The following is a 12,917-nucleotide window of genomic DNA, read 5'->3' on the forward strand; positions in this document are numbered from 1 at the left end:
TTCTTTAAATACGTCGTATTTTTGCTTTTTACAAAAAAGCACAAAATTGAGCAACGATATTACAACTACACAAGAAACCAAAGGAAAAAATTTATACGATTATCAAAAAGAAGCATTGTTTAAAATTTTTAAAAGTTTTGAAAATGCCCCTGAAAATTATCACCTATTATATCAATTACCAACAGGAGGAGGTAAGACTGTAATTTTTTCAGAAATTACCCGTCAGTTTATAAAGCATTACAATAAAAAGGTGTTAATAATGACACACCGTATTGAATTATGCAAGCAAACTGCAAAAATGCTTGGAGAGTTTGGTGTTGGTAATAAAATTATTGATAGTAAGGCTGATTTAGATGATCAAGATAAGTACGACTGCTTTGTTGCAATGGTTGAAACATTAAACAATCGTTTAAATGACGATATGTTAGATATTTCGGATGTTGGTTTGGTTATTATTGATGAAGCGCATTATAACTCATTCACCAAGTTATTTAAGTTTTTCGATAAGTCATTCGTATTGGGTGTTACAGCAACGCCATTAAGTTCGAATATTAAATTACCGATGAAAGACAATTATGATGATTTAATTGCAGGTGAAAGCATTGGTACTTTAATACAAAACGAATATTTAGCAAGAGCTAATGTATTTTCTTATAATGTAGGTTTAACATCTTTAGAAATAGGAGCAAATGGAGATTATACTGTAAAGTCTTCTGAAGATTTATACACCAATACAGATATGTTATCGAAGCTTTTACAAGCTTACGAAGAACGTGCAAAAGGTACTAAAACGTTAATCTTTAATAATGGAATTAATACATCGCTTCACGTATATGATACGTTTAAAAAAGCAGGGTATCCTATTGCACATTTAGATAACACGAACACAAAAAAGGAGCGTGATTTTATATTAAAATGGTTTCATAAAACTCCAAATGCAATAATCACGTCTGTAAGTATTTTAACTACAGGTTTTGATGAGCCTACTGTAAAATCTATTATTTTAAACAGAGCTACTAAATCATTAACACTTTATTACCAGATGATTGGTAGAGGATCTCGTATCTTAAAAGGTAAAAATGATTTTAATGTTATTGATTTAGGTAACAATTTTCATCGTTTTGGACCTTGGGGAGCAGATTTAGATTGGCATAAAATGTTTAGGGCTCCAAATTTTTATCTAGATAATTTATTGTCTGATGAAGATATAGAAAGTGAGTTTAGATATGAATTACCTGCTGATGTTAGGGAAGAGTTTTCTAAATCAGAAGATATATATTTTGATGTGAAAAAAGTATATATCGATACTATTCAAGCAGGTCAATCATCTAAGAAAGTATTAGAAAAATCGATTGAACACCATGGTAAAATTTGTGTAGAAAATAGTGAAGATGTTTTTGATGCTTTAATTTTAGCAAAAAAACTAGGTGGAGAGATAGATGATAGAATTCACAGATACTCTAAATGTATATGTAAAAGCACTCACAATTTTATTGACTGGTTACAAGATGATTATAGAAAGAAATTAAACTCTCATTTACGTTCTAATTTCGATGAAATATATGAAGATATTTTTGGGCATCCACCACCAGAAGAAGAATAAAAAACAGATATAAAAAAAGCCATTTCAAACGAAATGGCTTTTTTTATACTTAATATTTATGTCTTATTTATTATTCGATAGCAGGTAAAATTTTACCAGTACATTCACCAAAACCGATACGAACATCATCATTTTGTGAATATCCTCTCATAATAACAGTATCATGATCGTTTATGAATTTACGTTCAGAACCATCGTTCATTTTTATTGGATTTTGACCTCTCCAAGTTAATTCTAACATAGAACCAAAACTGTCTTTTGTCGGTCCAGAAATTGTACCTGAACCCATCATATCACCAGCATTTACCGGACATCCGTTTACGGTATGGTGTGCTAATTGCTGCGCCATTGTCCAGTACATATATTTAAAGTTTGAATTACAAACTACTGTTTCTTCTTTACCTTCTGGCTTAATAGCCATTTGTAAATTAATATCTAAACTATCTTTACCTTCTTTCTTTAAATACGGTAAAGGTTCGTGTACTTGTTTCGGGTTATCAACTCTAAAAGGCTCTAAAGCATCTAAAGTAACAATCCAAGGAGAAATCGTTGACGCAAAACTCTTACCTAAGAATGGCCCTAAAGGCACATATTCCCAAGCCTGAATATCACGAGCAGACCAGTCATTAAATAAAACCAATCCAAAAATATATTCATCAGCATCTTCAATAGGAATTCTATCTCCTAAATCGTTGGCTACCGTTGTAATAAACGCCATTTCTAATTCAAAATCTAATAATTTTGAAGGTCCAAAATTTGGAGTATCGCTTCCTTCACTAGGACGTTGTTGTCCGATAGGACGACGTACAGGTGTTCCAGAAGGAATAATAGAAGAACTTCTACCGTGGTAACCAATAGGTATATGAAGCCAGTTAGGTAATAATGCATTTTCAGGATCACGGAATAAAGAACCAACATTGGTAGCATGTTCTTTACTTGCATAAAAATCGGTATAATCACCAACAGCCACAGGAAGTTGCATTTCAACTTCTTCCATTCTAAAAATTATCTTGTCTTTATGATCTGCCTTGTCACGTAATTTGCCGTTAGTAACATCAAAAATATCAGCAATTCTATTACGAACTAAACGCCATGTTTTACGTCCGTCAGCAATAAAGTCATTTAATGTGTCTTGTAAAAAAATATCATCTGTTAAAGGAATCCCTTCAAAATATCCCAATTGATGCAAAGCTCCTAAATCAATAGCAAAATCACCAATTCTTGTACCAATTGTTATAATATCATCTTTCGTAATAAATACTCCGAAAGGAATATTTTGAATAGGAAAATCAGAGTTTTTTTCAACATTTAACCAAGATTTTCTATTAGGATTATTTGCAGTTATTTTCATCGAAGTAGTTGTGTTTAATTTTAGAATCAAACCTACATATTTTTTTCAATTAAAACCAATATCAGCATAAGAATTTATAAATTTTATAGAAATAATTAAGAAGTTAATTTCTGTTTAAAATAAGATAAGAATTGCATAAAAATTAATTAATAAAATTAGTACTTTTGGTTACTTATTTAACAACACACAAGATGCAAAAAGATCATCAAATATTCGATTTAATTCAAGAAGAGAAAGAACGTCAGCTAAATGGTTTAGAGTTGATTGCTTCTGAAAACTTTGTGAGCGAACAAGTAATGCAAGCGCAAGGTTCTATTTTAACTAATAAATATGCCGAAGGATATCCTGGTAAACGTTATTACGGTGGATGTGAAGTGGTAGATATTGTAGAGCAAATTGCAATTGATAGAGCTAAAGAATTATTTGGCGCTGAATATGTAAATGTGCAACCACATTCTGGTTCACAAGCAAATACAGCTGTTTTTGCTGCATGTTTAAATCCTGGAGATACTATTTTAGGTTTCGATTTATCGCATGGAGGACATTTAACTCACGGTTCTCCTGTAAATTTTTCAGGTAAATTATACAATCCTGTTTTTTATGGTGTAGATAAAGCTACAGGAAAAATTGATTATAATCATTTAGAGCAGCAAGCAAAAGAACATAAACCAAAATTAATCATTGCAGGGGCTTCGGCATATTCTCGTGATATGGATTTTGAAAAATTTAGGGAAATTGCTGATAGTGTTGGTGCTATTTTAATGGCAGACATCTCTCATCCGGCAGGTTTAATCGCTAAAGGTATTTTATCTGATCCTTTACCACATTGTCATATTGTTACAACAACAACGCACAAAACGTTACGTGGGCCGCGTGGTGGAATGATTATGATTGGTAAAGATTTTGAAAATCCGTTTGGATTAAAATTAAAATCAGGAAAATTAAAGAAAATGTCTACATTGATAAACTCTGCAGTTTTTCCAGGAAATCAAGGTGGACCATTAGAGCATGTTATCGCAGCAAAAGCAATTGCTTTTGGTGAAGCATTAACTGACGAGTTTTTAGAATATCAATTACAAGTAAAAGAAAATGCTAGTGCAATGGCGAAAGCTTTTGTTGCTAAAGGATACGACATTATTTCTGGAGGAACAGACAACCATTGTATGTTAATTGATTTACGTAATAAGAACCTTACAGGTAAAGAAGGTGAAGATACATTAGGTAAAGCAGATATTACAGTAAATAAAAACATGGTTCCTTTCGATACTCAAAGTCCGTTTGTAACTTCTGGTATTCGTGTTGGTACAGCAGCTATAACTACGCGTGGTTTGGTTGAAGAAGACATGCAAACTGTTGTAGATTTAATAGACGAGGCGTTAACAAATGTAGGAAACGAAGACGTTTTAAAGCAAGTAGGAGAGAAGGTATACGATTTAATGCACGATAAAAGGTTATTCGTAATGTAAACCACTAAGTGGTGTTAAGCATAAAAAAAAGTCCATCTAAATTTAGATGGACTTTTTTTACGAATTATTTTTTCAAAACAATATGAGTAATTTTTTATTCGTTTTCCTGAGCTCTTGCAATAATTTTTTGGGGTAATGCTTTTTTAGCTTTTGCGCCCATTTTTTTCAATTTTTCGACACTAGTTATAAGATTACCACGACCATCTACCAACTTGTTCATTGCAGCGTTGTAATCATCTTTAGAGGCATCTATTTTTTTTCCTATTCCGATTAAATCCTGTAATAATCCATGAAATTTATCATATAAAGCGCCTGCTTGTCTGGCTATTTCTAGTGCATTTCGCTGTTGTTTTTCGTTGTTCCACATGGTATCAATAGTACGTAAAGTAGCTAATAACGTAGTTGGCGTAACAATAACAATATTTTTTTCAAATGCTTTATTATACAATGAATTGTCCTGATTTAAGGCAATAGCAAATGCCGGTTCGATAGGTATAAAAAGTAATACAAAATCTGGAGATTCAATTTTATAAATATCTTCATATTTTTTTTCGGATAACTGTGTTACATGTCTTTTTAAAGAATTAATATGTGCTGTTAAAAAACGTTCTTTCTCTAAATCATCATCTGTATTTACATATTGTTCGTAAGCAGTTAGTGAAACTTTAGAGTCGACAATCATTTTTTTGTTATCAGGTAAATGAATTACCACATCAGGTAAAACACGTTTGCCTTCATCATTTGTAAAAGACTGTTGTACAAAATATTCTCTGTCTTTTTCTAAACCAGATTTTTCTAAAACACGCTCTAAAACTAATTCTCCCCAGTTTCCTTGAATTTTATTATCCCCTTTTAAAGCTTTTGTTAAATTGATAGTTTCTTTACTCATTTGTAAATTCATCTCTTTTAAACCAACAATTTGCTGACGTAAAGCTGAATGATAGTCAATACTTTCCTTATGTGTTTTATCAACTTTATCTTCAAAAGTTTTTATTTTTTCTTGAAGCGGATGTAAGATGTTTTTAATATTTTCTTTATTTTGCTCTGTGAATTTAGTTGACTTCTCATCTAAAATTTTATTAGCTAAGTTTTCAAACTCTTTGGTAAATTTATCTTGTAGTTTTTCTACTTCAATTTTGTTTTCGTTAAGCTTTATTTGAAGGTTTTTTAATTCCTCATTTTTTCTAGCTAATTCAATATTTAAGAATTCTTTTTCTCTACGGATTTCTTCAGTTTCTTTTTCTTTATCAGTGAAACGACCTTGGATCTCAGTTTTTTGAATTTCTAAATTAGAAGAATTTATTTGTTGAGTTGTTATTTTTTTTTCTAAATCTGCTAACTGTTGTTTAACTTTTAATTTTGATAAAAGATAACCGATAACAAAACCAAAAATTAAGGTACACAAGGCAGTAATGCCAATTAAAAGAGAAGTATCCATTAGAATTTCGTAAGTTTATATGCTAACAAATATAACGTAAGATTGGTTAATTTTGTTTGAATTTCATACAGAAAAGCGTAATTTTGAACTTTATAATTAATAGATGATATCTAAATTTATATTTACAAAAATTTTAGGATGGAAGTTTAACGGAGAGTTTCCGAAAGAACTTAAAAAATACGTACTAATAGGAGCACCACATACTAGTTGGGAAGACTTTTATGTAGGTTTATTCTCTAGAAACATCACAAAAACCAAACTTAATTTTGTAGGCAAAAAATCGTTATTCAAACCTCCTTTTGGCTTTTTCTTTAGAGCTTTAGGTGGAGCACCGATAGACAGAACTAAAAGCTCAAACGTTGTAGATGCAATTATTGACGTTTTTAACTCAAAAGAAGAATTCAGACTCGCAATTTCTCCTGAAGGTACAAGGCAATATGTAGATAAATGGAAAACAGGATTTTATTACATCGCTAAAGGTGCTAATATACCAATTGTAATGCTTGGTTTCGATTTTGAAAACAAACAAGTAAAGTTATCTAAACCGTTTTATGTAACGGATGATATAAAAGCTGATTTTACTCATTTTTATGCCTTTTATAAAGACATTAAAGGTGCAAAACCAGAACTTTTTAATAACAAAAACCTGCTTTAAAAGCAGGTTTTTATTTTTAGAAATAAGACTATTTATAAGTAGTTACCTGAAAAAAAGGAATAAGAATATTAATTGATAGTATTTCTTATAAGTGTGATTATCTTTGCATAAAAAATATTTTATGCCAAAACAGTTTTCAGATTTAGGAATTAATGCAGAATTACAACAAAGTTTAGCCCAATTACAAATTTCTGTACCAACAGATGTACAGGAAAAGGCGATTCCTGTAATACTAAATCAAAAAGAAGATGTAGTTGTATTGGCAAAAACCGGAACAGGTAAAACAGCTTCTTTTGGTTTACCTTTATTACAATTAATAGATGTAACTTCATCTAAAGTACAAGCAATTGTGCTTGCTCCTACGAGAGAATTAGGGCAACAGATATATAATAATCTTACGTCATTTTCTGCTAATAGTCCAAAAATATCAATCGCAGCAGTTTGTGGAGGAATACCTATCAAACCACAAATAGAACGTTTACAATCTGATACACATATTGTTGTAGCAACACCTGGTCGTTTGGCTGATTTAATAAAAAGAAATGCGATAGATGTTAAGCACATTACGCATTTTATTTTAGATGAAGCAGATGAAATGGTAAGTGCTTTAAAAGAAGGATTGGATAGTATTATTAAGGAAATTCCGAAATCGAAAAGAACATTATTGTTTACCGCAACAATGCCTGGTACAATAAAACAATTGATGCAAAATTATATGTCAAAACATGTAATTAAAGTCGAAGCAGACATGACAACAGTTGGTCACCAAGGTATCGATCATCAATATGTTGTAGTAGAACCTATAGAAAAATTGGAAGTACTACTTCACTTTTTAAATTCAAAAATTGGTCAGCGAGGTATTATTTTCTGTAAAACTAAAGCAGCAGTTAATAAATTAGCTAAGAATTTAGCTATAAATAAATTTTCTTCAGGAGCCATTCACGGTAGTTTAACCCAAGGAATTCGTGATCGAATTATGGGGCAATTTAGAGAAGGACATATAGATATATTAGTTGCTACCGATTTAGCAGCTCGTGGTATTGATGTAAAAGAAGTTTCGTATGTAGTAAATTACCATCTACCAGACACTTATGATGCCTATGTACATAGAAGTGGTAGAACAGCTAGGGCAGGAGCAACCGGACTTTCTTTAACTATATTACAACAAGAAGAAGTAAAAGATATTGCTGATTTTGAAAAGGAACTAGGCATTAGTTTTAAACCATTTAAAAAGGCGGATGCTAAAAGTATTGAAGAAAATAATGGTTTAATATGGGCTAATAAAATATTTAAAACCAAGCCTAACCGTAACGTTTCAGAAGATTTTAAAGCCAAAATAAAAACTATCTTTCATCATTTAACTAAAGAAGAGTTAGTTGATAAAATATTAGCTAATTATTTATCACAATCTAATACTACAAAAGTAGAAAAAGATAAAAAAAGAAAGTGATTTTAGAAAAGTAATTACTGGTTTAAAATACAATATTTATTTTTTAAAAAAATAAATCAAATAATATCTATTTTATCAAAAATATGGTACCATCTTTGCAAACAGATAAGTATTATAAATTTAATTACATTACAATGAGTAAAGGAATAGTAAAATTTTTCAATGACACTAAAGGATTTGGTTTCATCACTGAAGAAGGAGTAACAAAAGATCATTTCGTACACGTTTCAGGTTTAATCGATGAAATTCGCGAAGGAGACGAAGTAGAATTTGATTTAGAAGAAGGAAACAAAGGGCCAAATGCGGTTAACGTAAAAGTTATCTAAAAAATATACTTTAAGTTTTAAAAGTCCATCATTCTTTGATGGACTTTTTCTTTTCTTATAAAGTAATTTGATATATTAAAATTTCTCTTAAATTAAGGTATAAAAGAAAATTTAATTAAAAAAATCAAAAAAATCAAAAAAAATACGTAATTTAGGGTTATATTGGGGCGATTATGATAACACCCTAAAAAGTACTTATCAATACTCCAAATCACAAATAGTAATAAAATTATATATTAATTAATCTTATGGCAAAATCTCAGCAATCATTTAATAAGAATGAAAAAGAGAAAAAGCGTTTAAAAAAACGTGAAGATAAAAGAAAAAAAATGGAAGCTCGTAAAGCTGACATAAGGGAAAATGGACCAACTGGAATTGAATTTGCATATACAGATGCTTATGGGAATTTAAGCGCTACGCCTCCTGATCCTGATCAGGTAATAGAAGAAATCAGTTTAGAGGACATTCAAGTAAGTGTTCCTAAAACTTTAGAAGGCGATAGAGAAGCTTTTGATCCCGTTAGAAAAGGAACTGTTTCTTTTTTCGATTCATCTAAAGGGTTTGGATTTATTATCGATTCTGCAGATCAAGAAAAATATTTTACACACGTAAGTGGTATTATTGATGAAATTTCTGAAAACGATAAAGTAAGCTTCGAACTTGAAAAAGGTATGAAAGGTATGAATGCAGTCAAAGTAACATTGGTTAAATAATCAATACTTAGTTTTATACCATACTTTAATGATAATAGCTTTTCTTAAGAGTTATTATAAATATAAAATGAGATTTACCTATATGGTAAATCTCATTTTTTGCTTTTAGTATTATTAAATGATTGTTTAGAAGTGTTTTTATTCTCTAATAGATAAAAAAAATTCATTTAAAAGAGGTAATTTCGCGCCCTGAGATAAATATATAGCAAAGATTTTAATTTTTAATCTGTAACTATAAGAGATAAAGTAATTATTCTGAAGCTGTTTCAGAATAATTTTATAGTAAAAGGAACCAAAACTTCTAAAATAAAAATAAATAATTCGTTTATGAGTGAAGAAAAACCGAATATAGACATCGCTTCTTGTATTTCGACTTTACAGCAATTATTGGAAGATACAAACCAACTTTTTGAATTACCAGAAGAGCAAAGAGTAGCATTATTTAAAGCTGCCGGTGAATTATCTAGGCCAAATCGTGCCGAATTTGAACGCCGAAGAAAAGATGCTAAAAAGGCAGCGAAACGTAAAATGATAGCGAAAGATACACACGCTAGAAAAACTACAGGGATTCGTTCTGCTCGTGAAGCAGCATTATTTGTTGCGCCTAAATTATTAGGAGCTGCAGCTATAAATGAAGATACTTTAGAGCTAGAATCTCCTAGGAACTGTTACGTTTGTAAAACTATGTATACAAAACTGCATCATTTTTACGATACAATGTGTAAAGATTGTGGTGATTTAAATTATGCCAAACGTTTTCAAACTACAAACTTAAAAGACCAGGTAGCTGTAATTACAGGTTCGCGTTTAAAAATCGGTTATCATATTACTTTAATGTTATTGCGTTCGGGCGCAACAGTTGTAGCTACTACACGTTTTCCGGCAGATTCTGCTATCCGATTTTCTAAAGAAGAAGATTATAAGGATTGGAGTGATCGTTTGCATATTCACGGTCTTGATTTAAGACATATTCCTAGTGTAGAAATTTTTTGTAATTATATAGAACAAAAATACGATCGATTAGATATTTTAATAAACAATGCTGCTCAAACAGTAAGGAGACCATCAGGTTTTTATTTCCATTTAATGGAAAATGAAAAATTACCAGTAGATAAGCTTCCGAAGTTAGCGCAAAGATTATTAAAAGATCATGAAAGTTGCTTAGAAGAATTATCGAGTTTAAGTATTGGTCCTTCTAAGACTGATAAAAATAATGTTTTACCTGTTACTTGGCACGGACCAGAGCCTGGAATAGGACTCCGTAATTCTGCTGAATTATCTCAAATACCGTATAGTTTTGATAATTCTTTGCAAACATCAGAAGTTTTTCCTGAAGGGGAATTAGATGCCGATTTACAACAAGTAGATTTAAGAAAAACTAATAGTTGGCGTTTAAAGTTGGGTGAAATTGAAACAACCGAAATGGTAGAGGTACAGCTGGTAAATGCTGTTGCACCATTTGTTTTATGCAATCGTTTGTCTAACTTAATGATGAAAGAAAATACAGGTAAAAAGCATATAATAAATGTTTCTGCTATGGAGGGTAAATTTCATCGCTTTAAAAAGGAAGAAAGGCACCCACATACCAATATGGCAAAAGCCGCTTTAAATATGCTAACACATACTTCGGCATCTACGTTTGCAAAATCAGGTATTTATATGAATGCCGTAGATACAGGTTGGGTTACAGATGAAGATCCGGCTGAATTATCTAAAAAGAAAGTAGAAGTTCATGATTTTCAACCACCATTAGATATTGTTGATGGTGCCGCAAGAGTTATGGATCCGTTAATTGACGGAATTAATACGGGTAAACATTGGTCTGGAAAATTCTTAAAAGATTATTTCCCTATTGATTGGTAAAAAAAATATTTTCATAAAAAAAGGCTGTCATTTTAATGACAGCCTTTTTTTATACACTTAATTTAAATTATTTTAAGCTTTGTAATAATTTTTCTGCAACCAATTCGGAAGATGCCGGGTTTTGCCCTGTAATTAAATTACCATCTTGAATTACATAAGCAGCCCAATCATCTTTTTTAGAGTATATTCCTCCATTTTCACTTAACATGTCTTCTACTAAGAAAGGAACAACATCTGTTAATCCAACAGCAGCTTCTTCAGTATTTGTAAAACCTGTTACTTTTTTGCCATTTACTAAAAAAGTACCATCTGCATTTTTAACATTTTTTAAAGCAGCAGGAGCGTGACATACAAATGCTACTGGCTTATCTTGACTATTAAACTTTTCTATTAAAGCAATTGAAGTTGCATCAGTAGCTAAATCCCATAATGGTCCGTGTCCACCTGGATAAAATACAGCATCAAAATCGTCTGCATTAATGTCAGATAACTTGTTTGTATTTGCAATTCTGACTTTAGCCTCATCATCTTTGTTAAAACGATCTGTAGCTTCTGTAGCTGCATCAGGTGAATCACTACTTGGATCTATTGGAGCAGCTCCTCCTTTTGGAGTTGCTATAGTAATTTCTGCACCTTTATCTAATAATGAGTAATATGGGCTTGCAAATTCTTCAACCCAAAATCCTGTTTTTTTCCCTGTTTCTCCTAATTTATCGTGAGATGTTAATACAAATAATACTTTCATTTTTTTATCTTTTTTTAGTGACGTTATTTCTTTTGATACTTCTTTAGAAGTCGTATCTTTTTTAGCTTCTTTACAACTCGACGCTGTAATAATAGTAAGCGTTAACGCTAGTGTTTGTAATATTTTCATTTTATAATAATTAATAAGCCATTTTAACTATTTTTTCAGCATCTTCTGGCATTAAGGCTTGTCTTTCTCCTAATTTCCATCCACGCTCTGCAAAACGTTTCGCAACTTCTTCTGCAGTACCTTCATAATCTTTCGTGTAATCAGATAATTTTGTATCAATACCTAATTCATGGAAAAAAGCAGTTGTTTTTTCTATAGCAGCATATGCTTTATCATCTGTAGTTCCTTCAGTGATATTCCAAATTCGCTCACCATATTGCGCTAATTTTTCTTTTTTAGCTTCAAAATTATACTTGTAATGACTTGGTGTAATTATAGCTAAAGTACGAGCGTGATCAATACCAAATAAAGCCGTTAATTCATGGCCCATCATATGTATTGCCCAATCTCCAGGAACTCCTTTTTGTATTAATCCGTTTAATGCCATTGTACAGCTCCACATAAAATTAGATGCTGCTTGGTAATTTGTAGGATCTTTTAAAACTTTTGGTGCTACTTCTACTAATGTTTGTAAAATACTTTCAGCAAAACTATCTTGTAATAAAGCGCCAATAGGATATGTCATATATTGCTCTAAAACGTGTGTAAAAGCATCTGTTAATCCGTTTGCTAATTGACGTTCTGGAATTGAAGTGATAACCTGTGGATCTAATATTGAAAACACTGGAAATAAACCAGGTCCGCCCATTGCTAACTTCTCTTTAGTTTCTGCTCTTGTAATAACGGCTCCAGAATTCATTTCTGATCCTGTTGCTGGTAAGGTTAAAACGGTACCAAATGGCATTCCGTTTTCTGTTCTAATATTTTTAGTTAAAATATCCCAAGGAGTTTCGCCTTCATATACTGCTGCTGCAGATAAAAATTTAGTTCCATCAATAACAGAACCACCACCAACAGCTAATAAATAGGTGATTTTTTCTTCTTTAATAACCTTTAAAGCATCCATTAATGTTGCATACTCTGGATTTGCAGGTATACCTCCAAACTCAGTAACATCTACATTTGCTAAGGCAGTTTTTACTTGGTCGTAAATTCCGTTTTTCTTAATACTTCCACCTCCATAAAGCAATAATACTTTTGCGTTACTTGGTATTTCTTGTGCGATTTCTTTTATAGTGTCCTTTCCAAAAATAATTTTGGTAGGATTTTTAAATTCAAAATTGTTCATTTTTTTCTTT

Annotated in this window: 11 protein-coding genes; 7 read left to right on the forward strand and 4 right to left on the reverse strand. The window is 31.2% G+C overall.

Annotated features, from left to right (window positions below; all coding sequences use genetic code 11):
- Window positions 1-46 precede the first annotated feature (46 nt).
- Window positions 47-1,603, forward strand: a complete 1,557-nt coding sequence (locus tag P2G10_RS05555) for a DEAD/DEAH box helicase (RefSeq protein ID WP_275315572.1) — start codon at window positions 47-49, stop codon at window positions 1,601-1,603.
- A gap of 70 nt (window positions 1,604-1,673) precedes the next feature.
- Here P2G10_RS05555 and fahA read toward each other — a convergent pair whose 3' ends face one another.
- Window positions 1,674-2,954, reverse strand: coding sequence for a fumarylacetoacetase (fahA, locus tag P2G10_RS05560; protein ID WP_275315573.1), 1,281 nt, complete (start codon window positions 2,952-2,954; stop codon window positions 1,674-1,676).
- Between the two features lie 191 nt (window positions 2,955-3,145).
- Here fahA and glyA point away from each other — a divergent pair, with 191 nt between their 5' ends.
- Entirely contained in the window at window positions 3,146-4,420 is a 1,275-nt protein-coding gene (gene glyA, locus P2G10_RS05565; protein WP_218772535.1) for a serine hydroxymethyltransferase, read from the forward strand.
- A gap of 94 nt (window positions 4,421-4,514) precedes the next feature.
- Here glyA and P2G10_RS05570 read toward each other — a convergent pair whose 3' ends face one another.
- Window positions 4,515-5,858, reverse strand: coding sequence for a DNA recombination protein RmuC (locus P2G10_RS05570; RefSeq protein ID WP_275315574.1), 1,344 nt, complete (start codon window positions 5,856-5,858; stop codon window positions 4,515-4,517).
- Window positions 5,859-5,961: 103 nt separating this feature from the next.
- Between P2G10_RS05570 and P2G10_RS05575 the strand changes: the two genes are divergently transcribed.
- The 5 genes from P2G10_RS05575 to P2G10_RS05595 all read left to right on the forward strand — a co-directional run bounded on the left by P2G10_RS05575 (window position 5,962) and on the right by P2G10_RS05595 (window position 10,865).
- The gene (locus tag P2G10_RS05575; protein WP_275315576.1) at window positions 5,962-6,513 is read left to right on the forward strand and encodes a 1-acyl-sn-glycerol-3-phosphate acyltransferase; all 552 of its coding nucleotides are present in this window, start codon (window positions 5,962-5,964) and stop codon (window positions 6,511-6,513) included.
- Window positions 6,514-6,634: 121 nt separating this feature from the next.
- Window positions 6,635-7,963 carry a DEAD/DEAH box helicase gene (locus P2G10_RS05580; protein WP_275315577.1) on the forward strand — a complete coding sequence of 443 codons (1,329 nt, stop codon included), beginning with the start codon at window positions 6,635-6,637 and terminating at the stop codon, window positions 7,961-7,963.
- A 134-nt stretch (window positions 7,964-8,097) separates the two neighbouring features.
- Window positions 8,098-8,289: a cold-shock protein gene (locus tag P2G10_RS05585; RefSeq protein ID WP_218772531.1), complete on the forward strand. Its 192-nt coding sequence runs from the start codon at window positions 8,098-8,100 to the stop codon at window positions 8,287-8,289.
- 248 nt (window positions 8,290-8,537) lie between these two features.
- Window positions 8,538-9,002, forward strand: a complete 465-nt coding sequence (locus tag P2G10_RS05590; RefSeq protein ID WP_218772530.1) for a cold-shock protein — start codon at window positions 8,538-8,540, stop codon at window positions 9,000-9,002.
- Between the two features lie 327 nt (window positions 9,003-9,329).
- Entirely contained in the window at window positions 9,330-10,865 is a 1,536-nt protein-coding gene (locus tag P2G10_RS05595) for an SDR family NAD(P)-dependent oxidoreductase (protein WP_218772529.1), read from the forward strand.
- A gap of 67 nt (window positions 10,866-10,932) precedes the next feature.
- Here P2G10_RS05595 and P2G10_RS05600 read toward each other — a convergent pair whose 3' ends face one another.
- Entirely contained in the window at window positions 10,933-11,739 is an 807-nt protein-coding gene (locus P2G10_RS05600; protein WP_275315579.1) for a type 1 glutamine amidotransferase domain-containing protein, read from the reverse strand.
- A gap of 10 nt (window positions 11,740-11,749) precedes the next feature.
- Window positions 11,750-12,907: an iron-containing alcohol dehydrogenase gene (locus P2G10_RS05605; protein ID WP_275315580.1), complete on the reverse strand. Its 1,158-nt coding sequence runs from the start codon at window positions 12,905-12,907 to the stop codon at window positions 11,750-11,752.
- Window positions 12,908-12,917: the final 10 nt, after the last annotated feature.

The organism is Tenacibaculum bernardetii, assembly GCF_029125915.1.
GTDB classification, from domain to species: Bacteria; Bacteroidota; Bacteroidia; order Flavobacteriales; family Flavobacteriaceae; genus Polaribacter; species Polaribacter bernardetii.